Source organism: Streptomyces sp. NBC_01006 (assembly GCF_045162725.1).
GTDB lineage: Bacteria > Actinomycetota > Actinomycetes > Streptomycetales > Streptomycetaceae > Streptomyces.
This window is the reverse complement of sequence record NZ_CP108700.1, coordinates 3325400-3347411: the sequence shown is the minus strand read 5'-3', so window position 1 is coordinate 3347411 and position 22012 is coordinate 3325400. Positions and strand designations below refer to the sequence as shown.

16 protein-coding genes are annotated in these 22012 nt (G+C 71.2%); 8 read left to right on the top strand and 8 right to left on the bottom strand.

The features are described 5' to 3' along the window. Positions 1 to 45 precede the first annotated feature (45 nt). From OG509_RS15165 to OG509_RS15155, 3 genes are all read left to right on the top strand, one after another. Entirely contained in the window at positions 46 to 807 is a 762-nt protein-coding gene (locus OG509_RS15165) for a ComF family protein (protein ID WP_406183103.1), read from the top strand. 262 nt (positions 808 to 1069) lie between these two features. Then, the gene (gene hpf, locus OG509_RS15160) at positions 1070 to 1765 is read left to right on the top strand and encodes a ribosome hibernation-promoting factor, HPF/YfiA family (RefSeq protein WP_406187582.1); all 696 of its coding nucleotides are present in this window, start codon (positions 1070 to 1072) and stop codon (positions 1763 to 1765) included. Between the two features lie 199 nt (positions 1766 to 1964). Next, positions 1965 to 2666, top strand: a complete 702-nt coding sequence (locus OG509_RS15155) for a response regulator transcription factor (RefSeq protein WP_030866691.1) — start codon at positions 1965 to 1967, stop codon at positions 2664 to 2666. Between the two features lie 55 nt (positions 2667 to 2721). Here OG509_RS15155 and OG509_RS15150 read toward each other — a convergent pair whose 3' ends face one another. Together OG509_RS15150 and OG509_RS15145 are read right to left on the bottom strand one after the other, a co-directional pair. After that, positions 2722 to 3891 carry a winged helix-turn-helix domain-containing protein gene (locus OG509_RS15150; RefSeq protein ID WP_406183102.1) on the bottom strand — a complete coding sequence of 390 codons (1170 nt, stop codon included), beginning with the start codon at positions 3889 to 3891 and terminating at the stop codon, positions 2722 to 2724. A gap of 9 nt (positions 3892 to 3900) precedes the next feature. Continuing rightward, a complete protein-coding gene (locus OG509_RS15145; protein ID WP_406183101.1) occupies positions 3901 to 4482 on the bottom strand; it encodes a GNAT family N-acetyltransferase in 582 nt (193 codons plus the stop codon). A gap of 240 nt (positions 4483 to 4722) precedes the next feature. Here OG509_RS15145 and secA point away from each other — a divergent pair, with 240 nt between their 5' ends. Beyond that, positions 4723 to 7512, top strand: coding sequence for a preprotein translocase subunit SecA (secA, locus tag OG509_RS15140; RefSeq protein ID WP_406183100.1), 2790 nt, complete (start codon positions 4723 to 4725; stop codon positions 7510 to 7512). Positions 7513 to 7583: 71 nt separating this feature from the next. Here the strand turns inward: secA and OG509_RS15135 are convergent, their stop codons facing one another. Continuing rightward, entirely contained in the window at positions 7584 to 7967 is a 384-nt protein-coding gene (locus OG509_RS15135; RefSeq protein ID WP_385588951.1) for an Rv3235 family protein, read from the bottom strand. Positions 7968 to 8266: 299 nt separating this feature from the next. Here OG509_RS15135 and OG509_RS15130 point away from each other — a divergent pair, with 299 nt between their 5' ends. The 3 genes from OG509_RS15130 (at position 8267) to OG509_RS15120 (ending at position 14783) form a co-directional block, all read left to right on the top strand. After that, positions 8267 to 8767, top strand: a complete 501-nt coding sequence (locus OG509_RS15130; RefSeq protein WP_406183099.1) for a DUF6912 family protein — start codon at positions 8267 to 8269, stop codon at positions 8765 to 8767. Continuing rightward, positions 8764 to 9462, top strand: coding sequence for an HAD family hydrolase (locus OG509_RS15125; protein WP_406183098.1), 699 nt, complete (start codon positions 8764 to 8766; stop codon positions 9460 to 9462). The genes OG509_RS15130 and OG509_RS15125 overlap by 4 nt, the downstream gene beginning before the upstream one ends. A gap of 353 nt (positions 9463 to 9815) precedes the next feature. Next, positions 9816 to 14783 (top strand): NAD-glutamate dehydrogenase, encoded by a 4968-nt coding sequence (locus OG509_RS15120; RefSeq protein ID WP_406183097.1) that lies wholly within the window; start codon positions 9816 to 9818, stop codon positions 14781 to 14783. Positions 14784 to 14869: 86 nt separating this feature from the next. On the opposite strand, the gene OG509_RS15115 is transcribed toward OG509_RS15120, so the two are convergent. Further along, entirely contained in the window at positions 14870 to 15694 is an 825-nt protein-coding gene (locus tag OG509_RS15115; RefSeq protein ID WP_406183096.1) for an ABC transporter ATP-binding protein, read from the bottom strand. Next, a complete protein-coding gene (locus OG509_RS15110) occupies positions 15687 to 16595 on the bottom strand; it encodes an ABC transporter permease (protein ID WP_406183095.1) in 909 nt (302 codons plus the stop codon). Before OG509_RS15110 ends, OG509_RS15115 begins: the two co-directional genes overlap by 8 nt. 147 nt (positions 16596 to 16742) lie before the next feature. Here OG509_RS15110 and OG509_RS15105 point away from each other — a divergent pair, with 147 nt between their 5' ends. Continuing rightward, positions 16743 to 17387: a TetR/AcrR family transcriptional regulator gene (locus OG509_RS15105; protein ID WP_406183094.1), complete on the top strand. Its 645-nt coding sequence runs from the start codon at positions 16743 to 16745 to the stop codon at positions 17385 to 17387. Between the two features lie 8 nt (positions 17388 to 17395). Here OG509_RS15105 and OG509_RS15100 read toward each other — a convergent pair whose 3' ends face one another. The 3 genes from OG509_RS15100 to OG509_RS15090 all read right to left on the bottom strand — a co-directional run bounded on the left by OG509_RS15100 (position 17396) and on the right by OG509_RS15090 (position 21934). Next, on the bottom strand, positions 17396 to 19645 hold the full coding sequence (locus tag OG509_RS15100; protein WP_406183093.1) for a CDP-glycerol glycerophosphotransferase family protein: 2250 nt from the start codon (positions 19643 to 19645) through the stop codon (positions 17396 to 17398). Positions 19646 to 19772: 127 nt separating this feature from the next. After that, on the bottom strand, positions 19773 to 20684 hold the full coding sequence (locus tag OG509_RS15095; RefSeq protein WP_406183092.1) for a carbohydrate ABC transporter permease: 912 nt from the start codon (positions 20682 to 20684) through the stop codon (positions 19773 to 19775). Further along, entirely contained in the window at positions 20681 to 21934 is a 1254-nt protein-coding gene (locus tag OG509_RS15090; RefSeq protein WP_406187581.1) for a carbohydrate ABC transporter permease, read from the bottom strand. Before OG509_RS15090 ends, OG509_RS15095 begins: the two co-directional genes overlap by 4 nt. Positions 21935 to 22012: the final 78 nt, after the last annotated feature.

Here is a 22012-nt window from a genome sequence, read left to right as displayed (position 1 = left end):
CCACAGGGGTGGCGGGGTGGGCGGCCGGCCCGGCACAGTGGGCGGATGCGGGGGTGGTGGCAGGAGCTCGCCGGGCTGGTCCTGCCGGCCGACTGCGGCGGCTGCGGGGCTGCCCGGGTGCTGTTGTGCGCCGGCTGCGCGCAGGCGCTGAGCGGTGCCGCTGAGGGCCGTGTGCGGCCGTCTCCGCGGCCCGCGGGGCTGCCCGTGGTGTACGCGGCCGCGGTGTACGAGGGCGCCGTACGGGAGGTCGTACTGGCGCACAAGGAGCGCGGGGCGCTGCCGCTGGCCGGGCCGCTCGGCGCCGCCCTGGCGGCGGCCGTCGAGGGGGTCGTCGCCAGGGCCGTCGAGGGGGCCGCCGGCGCGGCGGCGGGGGAGGAGCTGGTCCTCGTACCCGTGCCCTCGGCGCGGCGGCAGGTGCGGGCGCGCGGGCACGACCCGGTGCGCAGGACCGCCCTGGCGGCCGCGGCGCGGCTGCGGCGGGCCGGTGTACGCGCGCGGGTGGCGTCCGTACTGCGCCATGTCCGGCCTGTGGCCGATCAGGCGGGCCTGGGGGCCCGGGAGCGGCGGGAGAACCTCACGGGGGCGCTGGGGGTGTGCCGCGGGGTCGGTGCGCGGTTTCCGGCCGCGGCACGGATCGTGCTGGTGGACGACTTGATCACCACGGGGGCCACGCTCGCTGAGGCGGCCCGGGCGCTGCGGGCGGCGTCGATCGGACCGGTGGCGGGGGCGGCCGTCGTCGCCGCACCGGCAGGATCCTTCGTAAGAAATCGGTCGACAACCCGTACAGAGCAACGCTCTTGTGAATAGATTTGGAACTCTCGGGGAAGGCGCATCGTTGCAGGTAGTAAGAGAGAACAGCCACCTGAACGGAGGTACGGTCCGGTAGCGGGTGCCGACAACCGGCATGGAGGGATATGTTCGGTTGTAAGGAACTGGCGAGTCCTGGCCACACGCACCGGATCAGGAGGTGAATGTCGCCAAGTCCGTGGCTCCGGTGTTCACCGGGGCCTGGTGCGAAAGGGAGACGCTTCGCCCCATGAGGCGGAGCTATCCGGGAACGGAGTTCTGCGTGGACATCGTCGTCAAGGGCCGCAAGACCGAGGTGCCCGAGCGGTTCCGCAAGCACGTGGCAGAGAAGCTGAATCCCGAGCGGATCCAGAAGCTCGACGCCAAGGTGATCAGCTTGGACGTCGAGGTGTCCAAGGAGCACAACCCGCGCCAGGCCGACCGTTCCGACCGCGTGGAGATCACCCTGCGTTCGCGGGGTCCCGTGGTCCGCGCCGAAGCCTCCGCCACCGATGCGTACGCGGCGCTCGACCTGGCACAGGAGAAGCTGGAGGCGCAGCTGCGCAAGCAGCACGACAAGCGCTACACGCGCCGTGGCAACGGCCGGCTCTCGGCGGCCGAGGTCGCCGACGTGGTTCCCGGCGCGGCCCGGCTCAACGGCAGCGGCCAGCCGGTCACGGAGGAGCCGGGGGACGAGATCCCCACCACCCGGATCGGATCGCTGGAAGTACAGGGCGAAGGCCCGCTCATCGTCCGCGAGAAGACGCACTCCGCGGCACCCATGCCGCTCGACCAGGCGCTGTACGAGATGGAACTGGTCGGTCACGACTTCTACCTGTTCGTCGACTCCGACACCAAGATGCCGAGCGTCGTCTACCGGCGCCACGGCTATGACTACGGCGTGATCCACCTCAACGCCGACGAGGCCTCCAGCTCGGCCGAGCCCGGTGCCGGTGCGGGCGGGGCGCTCGGCGGCTGATGCCGCGTCCTGATTTTCGGTGAAGTGCCCCCGGGGACGCCGAGGCGTCTCCGGGGGCCTCTGTATGACTCGTATACGCCAGGTGGCCGTCGCAGGCTCCCCGCCGGGTGGCGCGGGCATGGAATCATGGCGGGCAGTCAACCGGCGGGAGTTCCCGTCCGGTTGACCCGGCAGCTCGGTACATGCAGGGGGAGGAACGATGGCGGACAGCTTCGGGCCGGTGCGCGGTGATGACGGCGGCGAGCCGATCCGGGTGCTCGTCGTCGACGACCACGCCCTGTTCCGGCGCGGGCTGGAGATCGTCCTCGCACAGGAGGAGGACATCCAGGTCGTCGGCGAGGCGGGGGACGGCGCGGAGGCGGTGGACAAGGCGGCGGACCTGCTGCCGGACATCGTGCTCATGGACGTGCGGATGCCCCGGCGCGGCGGGATCGAGGCGTGCACCTCGATCAAGGAGGTGGCCCCCTCCGCGAAGATCATCATGCTGACGATCAGCGACGAGGAGGCGGACCTCTACGACGCGATCAAGGCGGGCGCCACCGGATACCTCCTGAAGGAGATCTCGACCGACGAGGTGGCGACGGCGATCCGCGCGGTGGCCGACGGGCAGTCGCAGATCAGCCCGTCGATGGCGTCGAAACTCCTGACCGAGTTCAAGTCGATGATCCAGCGGACGGACGAGCGGCGGCTGGTGCCGGCGCCGAGGCTGACGGACCGCGAGCTGGAAGTGCTCAAGCTCGTGGCGACCGGCATGAACAACCGCGACATCGCGAAGCAGTTGTTCATCTCCGAGAACACCGTGAAGAACCACGTCCGCAACATCCTGGAGAAGCTCCAGCTGCATTCCAGGATGGAGGCCGTGGTCTACGCGATGCGGGAGAAGATCCTCGAAATCCGCTGAGGCCGACCGGGGGCGGAACCGGCTCCGGCTCCGGTTCCGCCCCCGGCTCCGGTGCTCAGAGCGCGGCCAGTTCCGCCGTCACCGCGGACGCCTGTTCGGCAGTGGCCGCGCGCTCGACGCGGACGGCGTCGCAGCCCACCCACTCCGCTGCCTCGCGCAGCGCCTCGGCCATCGGTCGGGCCGCCTTGAGGGTGGTCAGGGAGAGCTGCCGGGCCACCAGCGTGCCGCCCTCGCGGGCCGGGTCGACCCGGCCCTGGAGCCGCCCGCCCGCCAGCAGCGGCATCGCGAAGTACCCGTGGATCCGCTTGGGCTTGGGGACGTACGCCTCCAGCCGGTGCGTGAAGTCGAAGATCCGCTCCGTGCGCGGCCGGTCCCAGACGAGCGAGTCGAACGGGGAGAGCAGGGTGGTGCGGTGGCGGCCGCGGGGGGTCGTCGCCAGCGCGGCCGGATCGGCCCAGGCCGGCTTGGACCAGCCTTCGACCGCGACGGGGACCAGCCCCGAGTCCGCGATCACCGAGTCGACCTGCTCGCCCTTGAGCCGGTGGTAGTCCGCGATGTCGGCGCGGGTGCCGACGCCCAGGCTCTGTCCGGCCAGCGCCACCAGGCGGCGCAGGCACTCGCGGTCGTCCAGGTCGTCGTGGAGCAGTGCGTCCGGGACCGCCCGCTCGGGCAGGTCGTAGATCCGCTTCCAGCCGCGGCGCTCGGTGACGACCACGTCACCGGCGTCCAGCAGCCACTCCACCGCGATCTTGGTCTCGGACCAGTCCCACCACGGGCCGCCGTTCTTCGCGCCGCCCAGCTCCGTCGAGGTCAGCGGGCCCTCGGCCCGCAGCCGGTCCAGGACCAGCCGGCAGGAGGCCTCCTTGTCCTTCATCTTGTGCCAGCGGTAGCCGTGCGCGCGCTTGATCCGGCGCCGGAACGCGAAGTGCGGCCACTCCTCGATCGGCAGGATGCAGGCCGCGTGCGACCAGTACTCGAAGGCGTGCCGGTCGGACCAGTACGCCTTCTCCACCGCCGGCCGGCCCACCGCGCCCAGGCGCGCGTACGGGATCAGCTCGTGCGAGCGGGCCAGCACGGAGATCGTGTCCAGCTGGACGGCGCCCAGGTGGCGCAGGACGCCCCGCACCCCACCCCGGCGGTCGGGCGCCCCGAGGAAGCCCTGCGCGCGCAGGGCGATCCGGCGCGCGTCGTCGGCGGACAGGGGAAGGGAGGCTGCGAGCGTCATGGGCCGAGCCTAGGACCTGCCACTGACAGCGGGCAGGTACGGCAGTGAGGGGGTCAGGCCGAGGTCCGCGGGCAGCAGGGCGCCGACCCAGGAGTCCCGCGCGGTGCCGCCCCGGAGCACCGCGGCCCGCAGTACGCCCTCGAAGCGGAAGCCGGTCTTCTCCGCGACGGCCCGGGAGCCCGTGTTGCCGACCTCCGCGCGCCATTCCAGCCGTACGGCGCCCACCTCGGTGAAGGCCCAGCGGGAGACGGCGGCGACGGCCTCGGCCATGTAGCCGCGGCCCCGGTGCTCCTTCGCCGCCCAGTAGCCGATCTCGTACGAGCCCTGCCCGCGCACGTGCACGCCGACGGCCGCCACCAGCGGACCGTCCGCCCCGAGACGGACGGCGAAGCTGTACGCCGTGTCCTCGCGCCAGCCGGCCGGGACGGTCTCCAGGACGAAGCCGCGCGCGTGCTCGCGCGAGTAGGGGGAGGGGACCATCGTCCAGCGCTGGATCTCCGGGTCCTGCACCGCGGTGTACACCTCCTCCTCGTCCGCCGGGACGAAGGGGCGCAAATGCAGTCGGGCCGTGTTCAGTGTCGTGGGCTCCATGTACGGATTCTGCGCGGCCGGGGCGGGTCGGGCGAGCAGTTTTCGGGCAAGACGTGTCGAGGACCCCGGCACCTTCCAGGTACCTCGTACGTTCTCATTAGGGCGCCCGTGCCCTGCGGGATACGGCGGGCCTCCCGGCGCGGCCGCGTCCTCGCTTACGATGGCCGTTGCGGTGGGGCCCACCCTCCGTGCCCGTGTACGAACCAGTGCCAGGCCCGACCGGCAAGGAGACAAACCTCGGTGTCCGTCTTCAACAAGCTCATGCGTGCAGGCGAAGGCAAGATCCTGCGCAAACTGCACCGCATCGCGGACCAGGTCAACTCCATCGAAGAGGACTTCGTCAACCTCTCCGACGCCGAGTTGCGGGCGCTCACGGACGAGTACAAGCAGCGCTACCAGGACGGCGAGAGCCTGGACGACCTGCTGCCCGAGGCGTTCGCGACCGTCCGCGAGGCCGCCAAGCGCGTCCTCGGCCAGCGGCACTACGACGTCCAGATCATGGGCGGTGCCGCGCTGCACCTCGGCTACGTCGCCGAGATGAAGACCGGTGAGGGCAAGACCCTCGTCGGCACGCTCCCCGCGTACCTGAACGCGCTGTCCGGCAAGGGCGTCCACCTGATCACGGTGAACGACTACCTCGCCGAGCGCGACTCCGAGATGATGGGCCGGGTGCACAAGTTCCTCGGTCTCGAGGTCGGCTGCATCCTGGCGAACATGTCCCCGGCCCAGCGCCGGGAGCAGTACAGCAGCGACATCACGTACGGCACGAACAACGAATTCGGCTTCGACTACCTGCGCGACAACATGGCGTGGTCGCAGGACGAGCTCGTCCAGCGCGGCCACAACTTCGCCGTGGTCGACGAGGTCGACTCGATCCTGGTCGACGAGGCCCGTACCCCGCTGATCATCTCCGGCCCGGCCGACCAGGCCACGAAGTGGTACGCCGACTTCGCGAAGCTGGTCACCCGCCTGAAGAAGGGCGAGCCCGGCGAGCCCCTCAAGGGCATCGAGGAGACCGGCGACTACGAGGTCGACGAGAAGAAGCGCACCGTCGCCATCCACGAGGCCGGTGTCGCCAAGGTCGAGGACTGGCTCGGCATCGAGAACCTCTACGAGTCGGTGAACACCCCGCTCGTCGGCTACCTGAACAACGCCATCAAGGCGAAGGAACTGTTCAAGAAGGACAAGGACTACGTCGTCATCGACGGCGAAGTCATGATCGTCGACGAGCACACCGGCCGTATCCTCGCCGGCCGCCGCTACAACGAGGGCATGCACCAGGCGATCGAGGCGAAGGAAGGGGTGGACATCAAGGACGAGAACCAGACCCTCGCCACGATCACCCTCCAGAACTTCTTCCGCCTGTACTCCAAGCTGTCGGGCATGACCGGTACGGCCATGACCGAGGCCGCCGAGTTCCACCAGATCTACAAGCTGGGCGTCGTCCCGATCCCGACCAACCGCGACATGGTCCGCAAGGACCAGCCGGACCTGATCTACCGGACCGAGGTCGCGAAGTTCGCCGCCGTCGTCGACGACATCGCGGAGAAGCACGAGAAGGGCCAGCCGATCCTCGTCGGCACCACCTCGGTCGAGAAGTCCGAGTACCTCTCGCAGCAGCTCTCCAAGCGGGGCGTCCCGCACGAGGTGCTGAACGCGAAGCAGCACGAGCGCGAGGCCTCGATCGTCGCCCAGGCCGGCCGCCGCGGCGCCGTCACGGTCGCCACGAACATGGCCGGCCGCGGTACCGACATCAAGCTCGGCGGCAACCCGGACGACCTCGCAGAGGCCGAGCTGCGCCAGCAGGGCCTGGACCCGGAAGAGCACATCGAGGAGTGGGCGCACGCGCTGCCCGCCGCGCTGGAGCGCGCCGAGGCGGCCGTGAAGGCCGAGTTCGAAGAGGTCAAGTCGCTCGGCGGGCTGTACGTGCTGGGCACCGAGCGGCACGAGTCGCGCCGTATCGACAACCAGCTGCGCGGCCGCTCCGGCCGTCAGGGCGACCCGGGCGAGTCCCGGTTCTACCTGTCGCTGGGCGACGACCTGATGCGCCTGTTCAAGGCGCAGATGGTGGAGCGCGTCATGTCGATGGCGAACGTGCCGGACGACGTGCCGATCGAGAACAAGATGGTGACGCGCGCGATCGCGTCGGCCCAGTCGCAGGTCGAGACCCAGAACTTCGAGACGCGCAAGAACGTCCTGAAGTACGACGAGGTCCTCAACAGCCAGCGCGAGGTCATCTACGGCGAGCGCCGCCGTGTCCTGGAGGGCGAGGACCTGCACGAGCAGGTGCGCTTCTTCATGGACGACACGATCGACGCGTACATCGCGGCCGAGACGGTCGAGGGCTTCGCGGAGGAGTGGGACCTGGACCGGCTGTGGGGCGCCTTCAAGCAGCTCTACCCGATCAAGGTCACCGTCGCCGAGCTGGAGGACGCGGCGGGCGACCGCGCGGGCATCACCGCCGAGTTCATCGCGGAGTCCGTCAAGGACGACATCCACGAGCAGTACGAGGAGCGCGAGAAGGCGCTGGGCTCCGACATCATGCGCGAGCTGGAGCGGCGCGTGGTCCTGTCGGTCCTGGACCGCAAGTGGCGCGAGCACCTGTACGAGATGGACTACCTGCAGGAGGGCATCGGCCTGCGGGCGATGGCCCAGAAGGACCCGCTGGTCGAGTACCAGCGCGAGGGCTTCGACATGTTCAACGCCATGATGGAGGGCATCAAGGAGGAGTCCGTCGGCTACCTGTTCAACCTGGAGGTCCAGGTCGAGCAGCAGGTCGAGGAGGTTCCGGTACAGGACGCGGCGCCTTCGCTGACCAAGGAGCCGGCCGGTGTGCGTCCGGAGATCCGGGCCAAGGGTCTGGACGCCCCGCAGCGGCCGGACCGGCTGCACTTCTCGGCCCCGACGGTGGACGGGGAGGGCGGGGTCGTCGAGGGTGACTTCGACGCCGACGAGGCGGGCGACGGCATGACGCGTGCCGAGCGCCGCAAGGCGCAGAAGGCCGCGGGCGGCCGCCGCCGCAAGAAGTAACCCCCGCCCGTAAGGGCACCCCAGCCGGGCCGGACACCACGCATGGTGTCCGGCCCGGCGGCGTTTCGTGGTCACGCGAGGGGGCTCATTTCGATGGCCGCGCAGCGCCAGCGGAGGTCCGGGCCCTGTTCCAGGCGGAAGGCCATCGCCGTGACGCGGTCGCCCGTCGCGATGCGGGCGAAGGCCTCGATCACGCCCGGGCCGGGGTGGCAGCGGCCGCACTGGCGCAGGACCGGGCGGAGCCGGTCGCGCAGAGGGGCGGCGGGGGCCAGGGTGACCAGCTGTTCGTACGCCGGGCCGACCGTGTGGCCCAGCAGCGAGTGGACGGGGCGCTGGCCGCTGACCACCGCCAGCAGCCGCTCCGCGAACCAGTCGTGCGGGCCGCGCGGGGTGCGGGCGGGGTGGGGGCGGCGCTGGTCGTGGCGGCCGGGGGGCCGGGTGGTGTTCCTGGTCATGGCGGTCGTCCCCGAGAAGTCCGGGCCCGGTGGTACCGGGCGGTAACTTGGTAGGGGACTTCTACGGTCCGCGGATACCCTCCGCAAGCAGCTCCCGGGGGCGGGAGGGGCGGGCGCGTCTTCACCTATCCGGGTGGGCGGCCGCGTGGCCCCCGGCCGCTCCCGCGGCGCGCGGGGGCGCGCCGTGGACGGATTCCGGTCGGCGGGCGGGAGTCCGAAGGGGGACCGCCGCCGTCACCCGGCGCAGTCCCGTCAAGTCGTATCCTGAGGGCGTTTCCGACTACCGAAAGCAGCCGGCCATGCGCGTGTACGTCCCCCTGACCCTCCCCGGGCTCGCCGAGGCGCACAAGGCGGGTGAGCTGGGCCCCGCCCCGCTGCGGGCGTACGCCGTCACGCCCGGGCTGCGCGAGTGGTACGTGTCGGACGACCTGGAGGAGCTGGAGTACGCGGCCCTCGGCCGGGCCGCGGCCGCCTCCCTGCGGATGCTCGCCGCGGACGGGGGCGCCCCGCGCAAGCGCGTCGTCGTCGCCGTCGACGTGGACGACAAGGCCGCCGCCGCGACCCCCGGGGTCGACGAGGCCACCCTGGGCCAGGTGACCCTCGCCGCGGCCGTACGGCTCTCCGTGGCCGCCGCCGTGCACGTGGACGCCGATGACGCCCTGGGCGACGTGACGGCCGCCGCCGACGCCCTGGAGGCCGCCGACGCCGGGGACGACGACGCGCAGTTCACCGTGGACGGCGCCGAGGACCACGAGCTGCTGTGGTTCGGCGTCCAGGAGATCCCGGGGCTGCTGAAGTGAGCGCTGCCGAATTGAGCACCGCGGCCACCCCCGTCGTCCCGCTCCACATAGTCTGGGACTGGAACGGCACGCTCCTGCACGACATCGACGCCGTCATCGCCGCCACCAACGCCTCCTTCGCCGAGTTCGGCTTCGCGCCGATCACGCTGGAGCGCTACCGCGAGCTGTACGTCGTACCGGTGCCGAAGTTCTACGAGCGGCTGATGGGCCGGCTGCCCACCGACGCCGAGTGGGAGGTCATGGACGAGACCTTCCACCGCCACTACTGGGCCGCGGCCGACGCCGCCGGGCTCACCGACGGGGCTCGCGAGCTGCTGCGCGACTGGCAGGCGGACGGGCGCACGCAGTCCCTGCTGTCCCTCGCGCCCCACGAGAAGCTCGTACCCCTCGTGCAGGCACACGGCATCGACCGCCACTTCCTGCGCGTCGACGGCCGGATCGGGCCCTCCCACACCAGCAAGGCAGGACATCTCGTACGCCATATGGCCGCCCTGGAGCAGGCGGGTGTGACCGCCTCCCGTACGGTCCTCGTGGGGGACGCCGTGGACGATGCCCTGGCGGCCCGGCACATCGGCGCGCGGGCCGTCCTCTACACGGGTGGTTCGCACAGCCGGCGCAGTCTGGAATCGGCAGGGGTCGAGGTCGTCGACACGCTGGCAGAGGCCGTATCCGCTGCTCGCCGTCTGGCCGAATAAGTACGCCCAGAATATGCCCCCGTCACTGCGCATATCGTCAAAGTTCGAGACCTGCTTTTGTACAGATCCAGCGCGTGACGGACAGGGGGTCCGGCGAGATAGCCTGGTACCCGTGATCAGCGCGATAGTCATCGGAGGCGTCGTAGCCTCCGGCCTGCGCCCGGCGCACGACCGTGCCCGGGCCTTCGCTGATCCCTGCTGCCGGGAGCCTCAGCCGATCATGGCCAGTTCCCTCCCGGTCGGCTCTCACCACGGCACAGCGCCGATCCCCTGCGGTCACCCCGCGTCGCGGCGCCATGCCATTCCTTCCTTCACCTACGTCACGCAATGGCGCGCGACAGGAGCCAGAGGACATGCAGACCAAGCTGGACGAAGCAAAGGCCGAGCTGCTCGCGCGGGCGGCCCGGGTAGCTGAGCACAGCCCGGCCGGGGGGCTACTTCCGACTGGGTCCGAGCAGGGGGAGCGTCCCGACCGGGACACCACTCTCGCCTACCTCCAGCGCTACTACCTGCACACCGCCCCAGAGGACCTCCTGGACCGGGATCCGGTCGACGTGTTCGGAGCGGCACTCTCGCACTACCGGCTCGCCGAGAACCGGCCGCAGGGCACCGCGAACGTGCGCGTGCACACCCCGACGGTCGAGGAGAACGGGTGGACCTCCAGCCACTCGGTCGTCGAGGTCGTCACCGACGACATGCCGTTCCTCGTGGACTCCGTGACGAACGAGCTGTCCCGGCAGAACCGCGGCATCCACGTCGTGATCCACCCGCAGGTCGTCGTCCGCCGTGACGTCACCGGCAAGCTGATCGAGATCCTCGGCCCCGACTGCGACGCACACGGCCCCAAGACCGCGCGCCCCCACGACTCCCTCGTCGAGTCCTGGATCCACGTCGAGACCGACCGCGAGACCGACCGCGCCGACCTCAAGCAGATCACCGACGACCTGCGCCGCGTCCTGTCCGACGTCCGCGAGTCCGTCGAGGACTGGGAGAAGATGCGCGACGCCGCGCTGCGCATCGCCGACGACCTCTCCGACGAGCCGACCGCCGGCGACCTGCGCGAGTACGAGCTCGAAGAGGCCCGCGAGCTGCTGCGCTGGCTCGCCGACGACCACTTCACCTTCCTCGGCTACCGCGAGTACAACCTCGTCGACGGCGACGCCCTGGCCGCCGTGCCCGGCACCGGCCTCGGCATCCTGCGCTCCGACCCGCACCACAGCGGCCAGGAGGACGACCACCCCGTCTCGCCGTCCTTCAACCGGCTGCCCGCCGACGCCCGCGCCAAGGCCCGCGAGCACCGCCTGCTGGTGCTGACCAAGGCCAACAGCCGCGCCACCGTGCACCGCCCCTCGTACCTCGACTACGTCGGCGTCAAGAAGTTCGACGCCGAGGGCAACGTCGTCGGCGAGCGCCGCTTCCTCGGCCTGTTCTCCTCCGCCGCGTACACCGAGTCGGTCCGCCGCGTCCCGGTCATCCGCCGCAAGGTCGCCGAGGTCCTCGACGGCGCCGGCTTCTCGCCGAACAGCCACGACGGCCGCGACCTGCTCCAGATCCTGGAGACCTACCCGCGCGACGAGCTGTTCCAGACCCCGGTCGACAAGCTCCGCGAGATCGCCACCTCCGTCCTGTACCTCCAGGAGCGCCGCCGGCTGCGGCTGTACCTGCGCCAGGACGAGTACGGGCGCTACTACTCGGCGCTCGTCTACCTGCCGCGCGACCGCTACACCACCGGCGTGCGGCTGCGCCTGATCGCGATCCTCCAGGAGGAGCTCGACGGCAGCAGCGTCGACTTCACCGCCTGGAACACCGAGTCGATCCTGGCCCGCATCCACTTCGTCATCCGCGTCCCGCAGGGCAAGGAGCTGCCCGTCCTGACGGACGGCGACGTCGAGCGCATCGAGGCCCGCCTCGTCGAGGCCGCCCGCTCCTGGGCCGACGGCTTCGCTGACGCCCTGGTCGCCGAGGTGGGCGAGGAGCGCGCCGCCGAGCTGCTGCGCAAGTACGGCACCTCCTTCCCCGAGGGCTACAAGGCCGACCACAAGCCGCGCGCGGCCGTGGCCGACCTCTGCCACCTGGAGCGGCTCTCCGCCAGCGACCGGGAGTTCGCGCTCTCGCTGTACGAGCCGGTCGGCGCCGGCCCCGGCGAGCGCCGGTTCAAGATCTACCGCACGGGTGAGCAGGTCTCGCTGTCCGCGGTCCTGCCCGTGCTCCAGCGCCTGGGCGTCGAGGTCACCGACGAGCGCCCGTACGAGCTGCGCTGCAGCGACCGCACCAACGCGTGGATCTACGACTTCGGCCTGCGGATGCCGCTGCCCGCCGGCAACGGCGACGCCTACCTCGGTGACGACGCCCGCGAGCGCTTCCAGGACGCCTTCTCCGCGGTCTGGCAGGGCGACGCCGAGAACGACAACTTCAACACCCTGGTGCTGTCCGCCGGGCTCACCTGGCGCCAGGCCGTGGTGCTGCGCGCGTACGCGAAGTACCTGCGCCAGGCCGGCGTGAACTTCAGCCAGGACTACATGGAGGACACCCTCCGCAACAACGTCCACACCACCCGGCTGCTGGTCTCGCTCTTCGAGGCCCGGATGTCGCCCGGCCGCCAGTCCGCCGGCACCGAGCTCATCGACGCCATGCTGGAGGAGCTGGCCGGGGCCCTGGACCAGGTCGCCTCGCTCGACGAGGACCGGATCCTGCGGTCCTTCCTCACCCTCATCAACGCGACGCTGCGCACCAACTTCTTCCAGCTCAACGAAGCGGGCGAGCAGCACTCCTACGTGTCGATGAAGTTCGACCCGCAGGCCATCCCGGAGCTCCCGGCGCCGCGCCCGGCGTACGAGATCTGGGTGTACTCCCCGCGCGTCGAGGGCGTCCACCTGCGCTTCGGCAAGGTCGCCCGAGGCGGCCTGCGCTGGTCCGACCGCCGCGAGGACTTCCGTACGGAGATCCTCGGCCTGGTCAAGGCGCAGATGGTCAAGAACACCGTCATCGTGCCGGTCGGCGCCAAGGGCGGCTTCGTCGCCAAGAACCTGCCGGACCCGTCGGTGGACCGCGACGCCTGGCTCGCCGAGGGCATCGCCTCGTACAAGATCTTCATCTCGGCGCTGCTCGACATCACCGACAACATGGTCGGCGGCGAGGTCGTGCCGCCGAACGGCGTGGTCCGCCACGACGAGGACGACACCTACCTCGTCGTCGCCGCCGACAAGGGCACCGCGACCTTCTCCGACATCGCCAACGGCGTCGCCGAGTCGTACGGCTTCTGGCTGGGCGACGCGTTCGCCTCGGGCGGCTCGGCCGGCTACGACCACAAGGGCATGGGCATCACCGCCCGCGGCGCCTGGGAGTCCGTCAAGCGGCACTTCCGCGAGCTGGGCCACGACACCCAGACCGAGGACTTCACGGTCGTCGGCGTCGGCGACATGTCCGGCGACGTGTTCGGCAACGGCATGCTGCTCTCCGAGCACATCCGCCTGGTCGCCGCCTTCGACCACCGGCACATCTTCATCGACCCGACCCCGGACGCGGCGACCTCGTACGCCGAGCGCCGGCGCCTGTTCGAGCTGCCGCGCTCCTCGTGGGCCGACTACAACGCGGAACTGCTCTCCGCGGGCGGCGGCGTCCACCCGCGCTCGGCGAAGGCCATCCCGGTCAACGCGCAGATGCGCGCGGCCCTCGGCATCGAGCCGGGCGTCACCAAGATGACCCCCGCCGAGCTGATGCAGACCATCCTCCAGGCCCCCGTTGACCTGGTGTGGAACGGCGGCATCGGCACGTACGTCAAGGCGACGTCCGAGACGCACACCGACGTCGGCGACAAGGCCAACGACGCCATCCGCGTCAACGGCGCGGACGTCCGGGCCAAGGTCATCGGCGAGGGCGGCAACCTCGGCCTGACCCAGCTCGGCCGGATCGAGTTCGCCCGGATCGGCGCCGGCGGCGAGGGCGGCAAGGTCAACACCGACGCCATCGACAACAGCGCGGGCGTGGACACCTCCGACCACGAGGTGAACATCAAGATCCTGCTGAACGCGGTCGTCGCGGACGGGGACATGACCGTCAAGCAGCGCAACAAGCTGCTGGCGGAGATGACCGACGAGGTCGGCCACCTGGTGCTGCGCAACAACTACGCGCAGAACGTGGCCCTCGCCAACGGCATCGCCCAGGCCCCCAGCCTGCTCCACGCCCAGCAGCGCTTCATGCGCCGCCTGGAGTCGGCCGGACGGCTGGACCGGAACATCGAGTTCCTGCCCACCGACCGGCAGATCCGCGAGCTGCTGGGCGCCGGCAAGGGTCTGACCCAGCCGGAGCTGGCCGTCCTGTTCGCCTACACCAAGATCACGGTGGCGGACGAGCTCATCGCCACCGAGCTGCCGGACGACCCGTACCTGCGCCGCCTGCTGCACGCGTACTTCCCGGGCGCCCTGCGCGCGAAGTTCCCGGAGCAGATCGACGCGCACGCGCTGCGTCGCGAGATCATCACGACGCTGCTGGTCAACGACACCGTCAACACCGGTGGTTCGACCTTCCTGCACCGCCTGCGCGAGGAGAGCGGAGCCTCCACGGAGGAGATCGTCCGGGCGCAGCTCGCGGCCCGCGAGATCTTCGGCCTGGCCGAGGTGTGGGACGCGGTCGAGTCGCTGGACAACAAGGTCGCGGCCGACGTCCAGACCCGGGTGCGGCTGCACTCGCGGCGCCTGGTCGAGCGCGGTACCCGCTGGCTGCTGAACAACCGGCCGCAGCCGCTCCAGATCACCGAGACCATCGAGCTGTTCTCCGACCGGGTGAGCGAGGTCTGGGCCGAGCTGCCCAAGCTGGTGCGCGGTGCGGACCTGGAGTGGTACCAGTCGATCATGGACGAGCTGATCGGCGAGGGAGTTCCGGAGGAGCTGGCGGCCAAGGTCGCGGGATTCTCCTCGGCCTTCCCGACGCTGGACATCGTCGCGATCTCGGACCGCACCGGCGTCAACCCGCTGGACGTCGCCGAGGTGTACTACGACCTCGCCGACCGCCTGAACATCACTCAGCTGATGGACCGGATCATCGAGCTGCCGCGGGCCGACCGCTGGCAGTCCATGGCCCGCGCCTCCATCCGCGAGGACCTGTTCGCGGCGCACGCGGCGCTGACCGCCGACGTGCTGGCGGTGGGCAACGGCAACTCGACTCCCGAGGACCGCTTCAAGGCGTGGGAGGACAAGAACGCGGCGATCATCAGCCGGGCGCGGACGACCCTGGACGAGATCCGGGGCTCGGACGACTTCGACCTGGCGAACCTGTCGGTCGCGATGCGGACGATGCGTTCGCTGCTGAGGGCGCACGCCTAGTCCCTGCGGGGCAGTGACGGAAGAAGGGCGGCCCGGGCTTCGGCCCGGGCCGCCCTTCCGCGTCCCCCGTCGGTCGCTGCGCCGCCTCAGCGGCCGGAGGTGAACCTCTCGTACGCGTCGCAGACCTCGGCGGCGGGGCCGTCCATGCGCAGCACGCCGGACTCCAGCCAGATCGCCCGGTCGCAGGTCTCGCGGACCGTGCCGATGCTGTGGCTGACGAGGAAGACGGTGCCGGCCTGCTCGCGGAGCTCCTCGATGCGGGCCTGGCTGCGGCGCTGGAAGGCTGCGTCGCCGGTGGCGAGGGCCTCGTCGATCATGAGTACGTCGTGGTCCTTGGCCGCGGCGATGGAGAAGCGCAGCCGGGCCCCCATGCCGGAGGAGTACGTCCGCATGGGCAGGGAGATGAAGTCGCCCTTCTCGTTGATGCCGGAGAAGTCGACGATGCCCTGGTAGCGGTCGCGGATCTGCTGCTTGGACATGCCCATCGCGAGGCCGCCGAGGACCACGTTGCGCTCGCCGGTCAGATCGTTCATCAGGGCCGCGTTCACGCCGAGGAGCGAGGGCTGGCCGTGGGAGTAGATCCGGCCGCGGGCCACGGGCTGGAGGCCGGCGATCGCGGCGAGCAGGGTGGACTTGCCGGAGCCGTTGGTGCCGATCAGGCCGATGGCCTCGCCCTTGTACGCGACGAAGGTGACGCCCTTGACGGCGTGCACCTCGCGGATGCCGGGGGCGGGCTTGCGGGAGAAGATCCGGCTGAGGGCGGCGGTGGCGCCGCCCTTGCGGTTGCCGGCGCCGTGCACCTTGTAGACGACGTGGACCTCGTCGGCGATGACGGTGGGGACGCGGGTGTCGGGGACCGGTGTCGCCGGCGTCGCGGGTGTGGTCGCGGGTGCGGTCTTGGTGTCAGCCACGTCCGTACTCCTCCTCGGCCTTCCAGAAGTAGATGAATCCGCCGACGCCGGCGAGCAGGGCCCAGCCGACGGCGATCGCCCACACGTGGTGCGGGAGCGCGTGCGCGTTGAAGCTGTCGATCAGCGAGTAGCGCATCAGGTCGATGTAGACGGCCGCCGGGTTGGTCTTGAGCACGACGGTGACCCAGTGCGCGAGGTGGTCCTTCTTGAGCATCGAGTCGATGGACCACATGACCCCGGACGAGTACATCCAGGTACGCAGGATGAACGGCATCAGCTGGCTGACGTCCGGGCTCTTGCTGCCGATGCGGGCCATGACCATGGCGACGCCGGCGCAGAAGACGGCCATCAGGGCCAGGGTCGGCGCGGCCATCAGCCACTTCAGGGACGGGGTCTGACCACAGGCGAGCAGCAGGAGGACCAGCGCGCCCATGGTGACCAGCAGCTGCTGGAACAGCTGGACGACCGTGGACAGGGGCAGGCTGGCGCGCGGGAAGTGCAGGGCGCGGACCAGGCCGAGGTTGCCGTGGACGGCGCGGGTGGAGGCGTTGATGGAGCTGCCGATGAAGTCCCAGACGAAGACGCCGGTGATCAGGAACGGGATGTAGTCCGGGACGTCGTGGCTGGCGTTCAGGACGATGCCGAAGATGAAGTAGTAGACGGCAGCGTTGAGCAGCGGGGTCACCAGGTGCCAGACCTGGCCCAGCTTGGCCGTGCTGTACGTGGCGTGCATCCGGGCGGTGGCGTACGCGGTCACGAAGTGGCGCCGGCCCCAGAGCTGGCGCACGTAGCTCGGGAGCGAGGGGCGGGCGCCGCTGACGGTCAGGCCGTGGGTCGCCGCCAGATCGGCGAGCGCGGCCGATGTCGTCGCCGGCTCGGCGGGGTGGGTGGTCACTGTCACGGGGGTCGCTTTCGACGGGGGTAGGGCGTCGGGTGGCGATGGGACGGGTCCGTATCGTCGCTACGGCGAGATTAGGGGGCAGTGCGACGGAACGCAACCGTATCGTCGTGACGGGTGGGTGACGGCGTGCGCGGCTATGCTCGGTGCATGACCTCCACGGACCCCGTCGCCGCACCTGCCTCCGCTCCTGCCGCCACCGCCCGCCGGGCCCCCGCCGGGGCCGCCGTCCTGCGCGAGGACGTGACGGAGGCGATCCGGGCCGCGGTGCTGGAGGAGCTGGCCGCGGTCGGGTTCTCCCGGATGTCCATCGAGGGGATCGCGCGGCGGGCGGGGGTCGGCAAGACGGCCGTGTACCGGCGCTGGAAGTCGAAGCTGCACCTGGTGCTGGACCTGGTGGGGGCCTTCGCGGTGGACGGCCTGCCGGTGCCGGCGACGGGCTCGCTGTACGGGGACGTACGGGCCCTGCTGGAGGTCATGTCACATGTGCTGCGGCACCCGGTGGCGTCGGCGGTGATCCCGGACCTGCTGGTGGAGGCGGCGCGGAATCCGGAGATCGCGGATGCCGTGCGCGGCGCGCTGCTGGAGGGGGAGCGGCGGATGGCGGAGGGGATCGTGTCGGAGGCCGTTGCGCGCGGCGAACTGACCGAGGGCACGGATCCGGGACGGGCCTTGGACCTGGCGATCGGGCCGCTGTACTGGCGGCAGGTGGTCGTGCGCGATGCCGTCCCGGCGGCATACCTCGACGACCTGGCCAGGTCCGTGGTGGCGGGGTTGACCGCCTCCGCCGGCTGACGGCTTCGCTACGGCCAGAGGCTCACGGTCAGCGTGGGCTCCTGGGCGAGGGGCGGGGCCGCGGGGGCCGGGTGGCGGTCCTCCAGGGGCGTGATCGGGGGGATCGCCGTCGGCTGGTTCAGGAAGACCCGGCGGACCACGCGCTCCGCCGCGTGGCCGTCGTCGTACGAGCAGAAGCGGGAGCGGAACGCCGAGCGCAGCTGCGCCGAGCGCGAGCCCTGCCAGTGGCCCGTCGTGAAGATGTCGACCAGCTCGTCCTGCGTGCGGGCGATCGCCCCCGGCGGACAGGACCGCAGGTCGAAGTACGTGCCGCGGGCGGCCTCGTACGCCTCCCAGTCGTCCGCGTGGATCACGATCGGCCGGTCCAGCGCCGCGTAGTCGAACATCAGCGACGAGTAGTCCGTCACCAACGCGTCCGAGGCCAGGCAGAGTTCCTCCACCGACGGGTACGCGGAGACGTCGACCAGGCGCGGGTGGCGCACCGGCCGGCCGGGCACGTCCGCGTACGTCAGGTGCGTACGCGTCAGGATCGTGAAGCGCGGGCCCAGATCCCGCAGCACCCGCTCGAAGTCCAGGTGTTCGGGCCGGCTGCGCCGGTAGTCGCGGTGGGTCGGCGCGTACAGGATCGCCGTCGAGCCGAGCGGGATGCCGAGGCGCTCGCGCAGCGTCACCACGTCGTCCAGGGTGGCCCGGTGGAAGGCGTCGTTGCGCGGGTAGCCGTACTCCAGCGTGGTGTACGAGGACGGGATCGCCTTCTCCCACACCAGGGTGGAGTGGCGGTTCGCGGACAGCAGGTAGTCCCACTGGTCCGCCCCGCGCAGCAAGCCCGCGAAATCCGTCGTCGGGGTGGCCGCCGGCCGGTCCTGGAGGTCCAGGCCGACCCGCTTGAGCGGGGTGCCGTGCTGGGTCTGGAGCAGGACCTGGCCCGGCCGCTTGACCAGGGCGCGCTCGAAGTTGACGTTCGTGGTGAGGTACGTGGCCCTGGCCAGCGCCGTCCAGTACGCCGCCGAGCCCGGCCGGAGCGCGGCCGTCTCCGCCGGGAGCGTCGCCGCGTGCTGCGGATCGCAGATCCACGCCGTCCGCATCCGGGGCGCGAGCTCGCGCAGCTTGGCCTCGATGGCCGCCGGGTTGCAGGCGTAGCCGCCGTGCCAGTACGCGGAGAACACCGCCAGCTCCGGGCGCAGCGGCAGGAGCCGCTGGCCGCGGTAGTGCAGCCGCAGCGCGCTCTCGCGCAGGCCCCGCCACAGCGACACCCCGGCGCCCTCCGCCGCCAGCGCGGCCGAGCGGAGCACCGACAGCGTGCGGTACGTACGGCGCACGCCCAGCCGCATCAACAGGTGCCGGATCCGGTCGGTGCGCGACAGCGACAGCGGGGGCGAGCCGACGGCCCGGTAGCGGCGCAGCAGCGCGCAGGCCCGGTGGAAGAACTCGGCCCGGCAGGCGCGCGGGAGGCGGCGCGGGTCGGCGTACAGGGCGCAGAAGTGCTCGGCCATCCGCCGGTGCACGGTGGGGCGCCAGCGTTCCAGCTCGGGGCGGGTGCCGAGGTAGCCGAAGACCCGGTCGTACTGGTCGAAGATCTCCAGGTGGCTGCGGCTGGTGGTGGTCAGGATCGAGCCGGTGCGCCGCTGGCGGTAGTGCACGCACACCCGGTCCAGGACGGCGATGGACTCGGCGGCCAGCAGCGCCGGGTAGGTCCAGGGGGTGTCCTCGTAGAAGCCGGGCGGGAACTCCAGGCCCTCGCGCTCCGCGTACTCGCGGCGGTACGCCTTGTTCCACACGACCATCAGCATGCCGAGCAGGGCCGGGCGGTCGGCGAGCCGGAAGCTGGCCGGGCCCTCCTCGGACAGCCGGTGCGCGAGGCGGTTGCGTACGAGCTCCCCGGTCCAGAAGGTGCGCGCGTAGTCGTAGACGAGGACGTCCGGGGAGCCGGTGTCCTTGAGCCGGTCGGTGATGGCCTGGAGGGCGCCGGGGGTGAGGGTGTCGTCGCCGTCGAGGAAGAGCAGGTAGTCGCCGGTGGCCCGGGCCAGACCCGCGTTGCGGGCCGGGCCCAGGCCGAGGTTGTGCGCCAGGTGCACGGCGGTCACCCGGGGGTCCCGGGCCGCGTACTCGTCGATGATCGAACCGCAGGCGTCCGGGGAGGCGTCGTCGACCGCGATCAGTTCCAGATCCGGGAACGACTGGGACAGGACCGAGTCCAGACTCTCCTGGAGGTACGCCTGAACCTTGTACGCGGGCACGATGACGCTGAACCGGGGCACGGCACATCCAGGGGTCGGCGCGGGCATTTTGCCAAGGAACCCCCGGCGTGGCGATCGGGTTACGCAGCGTGTGGCATTCGGGTTACCCAGCGTCAATGCCGCACGTCAACAGGCGTGTCCGTGCACCCTACTTGATCGCTCCCGCCATCACCCCCGAGACGAACTGCCGCTGGAAGGCGAAGAAGACGACCAGTGGGACGAGCATCGACAGGAACGCGCCGGGGGCCAGTACGTCGATGTTGTTGCCGAACTGCCGTACCTGCTGCTGGAGGGCGACCGTGATGGGCGGGTGCGCCGAGTCCGCGAACACAAGCGCCACCAGCATGTCGTTCCACACCCACAGGAACTGGAAGATGCCGAGCGAGGCGATCGCCGGAGCGCCCAGCGGCAGCACCACCCGGGCGAACAGCCGCAGTTCGCCCGCTCCGTCGAGGCGGGCCGCCTCCAGCAGCTCGCGCGGGATCTGCGCGAAGAAGTTGCGCAGCAGGAAGATCGCGAACGGCAGCCCGAACGCGGTGTGGAACAGGACCACTCCGGCCGTGGTCTCGAACAGCCCGATGGCGCCGAAGAGTTTCGAGACCGGGATCAGCGCCACCTGTACGGGGACGACGAGCAGCCCGACCACGACCAGGAACAGCCAGTCCCGTCCCGGGAACTCCAGACAGGCGAAGGCGTATCCGGCGAGCGAGCCCAGGGCGACCACGAGCAGGGTCGCCGGGACCGCGATGGCCACGGTGCTGAGCAGGGCGCTGGTGATGGTGTCGTTGGCCAGCAGCCGCTCGTAGTTGTCGGCCGTCAGCCGGGTCGGGGCGGTCAGCGCCTGCCACCAGCCGCCCTTGTTCAGGTCGGTGGGGGAGAGGAAGGAGGAGATCAGCAGTCCGAGCGTGGGGATCAGCCAGAACAGCGCGGCCAGGACCAGGAACACGCGGACGGCCCCGGCCGCGGCCCCGGCGGCGAGCCGGCCGGCCCGGGCACCGGCCCGAGCAGCGGTACGGGCCCCGGTGCGTGCCTCCGGGCGGGCCTGCGCGGCGGCGCTCATCGGGTCCTCTCCTTCCGCAGCCTGCGGATGTTGTAGAGCATGACCGGGACCACCAGCACCAGCAGCAGCACCGCGATGGCGCTGCCCAGCCCCGGATCGGCGTCGGTGCCGAAGGAGGTGCGGTACAGCTGGAGGGCCAGGACGTTCGCGTCGTCCTGCACCGAGCCGGGCGCGATCACGAAGACCAGGTCGAAGATCTTCATCACGTTGATGACGAGGGTGACGAGGACCACCGCCAGCAGGGGCGCCAGCAGCGGCACGGTGACCCGGCGGAACACCTGCCACTCGTTCGCCCCGTCCACCCGCGCCGCCTCCAGCAGCTCCCGCGGTACGGCGGCCAGCCCGGCCCCGATCAGCACCATCGCGAAACCGGCCCACATCCATACGTACGCCCCGATCACCGCCGGGGTCACCAGCGTCGGGCCGAGCCACTCCACCCCCGCGTACGCCTCGCGGAAGTTCGACGCGGGCAGCCGCAGCAGCGCCCCGTCGGCCTTCGCGGACAGGGTGAACGTGCCGTCCGGACGGGCCGTCGCCGAGTCGACCACCCGGCCGTCCTTGACCGCCTCGACCCGGATCCCGGCCAGCCCCGACTCGCTCGGGTCGACCGCGTTCGTACGGCCGCCCCCGCCCCGGGTGAAGTCCTGCCAGGCCGTCCCGGTGACCTTGCCGGGCTCGGCGGGCGCGGCCCTGGCCGTACGGGTCCCCCCGGGCAGGTCCTCCGGGGCCACGCCGACCAGCGGGAGCAGCACCGGCACGCCCGCCCGTACGGGATCACGGGTCGTGAAGCCGCCCGCGTCGGACCCCGTGGCCGGGACCAGCGGGGAGTCGCGGCCGGGGCGGGCCTTCGGGAAGGCCGAGGACTCCGCGAAGGTGTCGTGCACCCCGACCCAGACCGCGTTGGCGATGCCCCGGTCGGGATCGTGGTCGTACACGAGCCGGAAGATGATCCCGGCCGCCAGCATCGAGATGGCCATCGGCATGAAGACGAGCAGCTTGAACGCCGTGCCCCAGCGCACCCGTTCGGTGAGCACCGCGAAGATCAGGCCGAGCGCGGTGGCGGTGGTCGGGGCCAGCACCACCCACAGCGCCGTGTTCCTCAGGGCCGTGCGGATCGTGTCGTCGTGCAGGATCTCCGTGTAGTTGCCGCCGCCCACGAACGTGTCGCCGGTGCGGTCGAAGAAGCTGCGGTAGAGGGAGTAGCCGATCGGGTGGACGACGAGCGCGCCCAGCAGCACCAGGGTGGGCAGGAGGAACGCCGCCGCGACGAGGCGGCGGCGCCGGGTCTCCGCGGACCGTGTCGTCGCGGTGGCCTTGGCCCTGGTGGG

Bases quoted from the DNA above. Each gene is read 5' to 3' on its own strand.
- OG509_RS15165 (WP_406183103.1), top strand. From the start codon at position 46: ATGCGGGGGTGGTGGCAGGAGCTCGCCGGGCTGGTCCTGCCGGCCGAC.
- OG509_RS15155 (WP_030866691.1), top strand. From the start codon at position 1,965: ATGGCGGACAGCTTCGGGCCGGTGCGCGGTGATGACGGCGGCGAGCCG.
- OG509_RS15150 (WP_406183102.1), bottom strand. From the start codon at position 3,891: ATGACGCTCGCAGCCTCCCTTCCCCTGTCCGCCGACGACGCGCGCCGG.
- OG509_RS15145 (WP_406183101.1), bottom strand. From the start codon at position 4,482: ATGGAGCCCACGACACTGAACACGGCCCGACTGCATTTGCGCCCCTTC.
- OG509_RS15135 (WP_385588951.1), bottom strand. From the start codon at position 7,967: ATGACCAGGAACACCACCCGGCCCCCCGGCCGCCACGACCAGCGCCGC.
- OG509_RS15130 (WP_406183099.1), top strand. From the start codon at position 8,267: ATGCGCGTGTACGTCCCCCTGACCCTCCCCGGGCTCGCCGAGGCGCAC.
- OG509_RS15120 (WP_406183097.1), top strand. From the start codon at position 9,816: ATGCAGACCAAGCTGGACGAAGCAAAGGCCGAGCTGCTCGCGCGGGCG.
- OG509_RS15105 (WP_406183094.1), top strand. From the start codon at position 16,743: ATGACCTCCACGGACCCCGTCGCCGCACCTGCCTCCGCTCCTGCCGCC.
- OG509_RS15095 (WP_406183092.1), bottom strand. From the start codon at position 20,684: ATGAGCGCCGCCGCGCAGGCCCGCCCGGAGGCACGCACCGGGGCCCGT.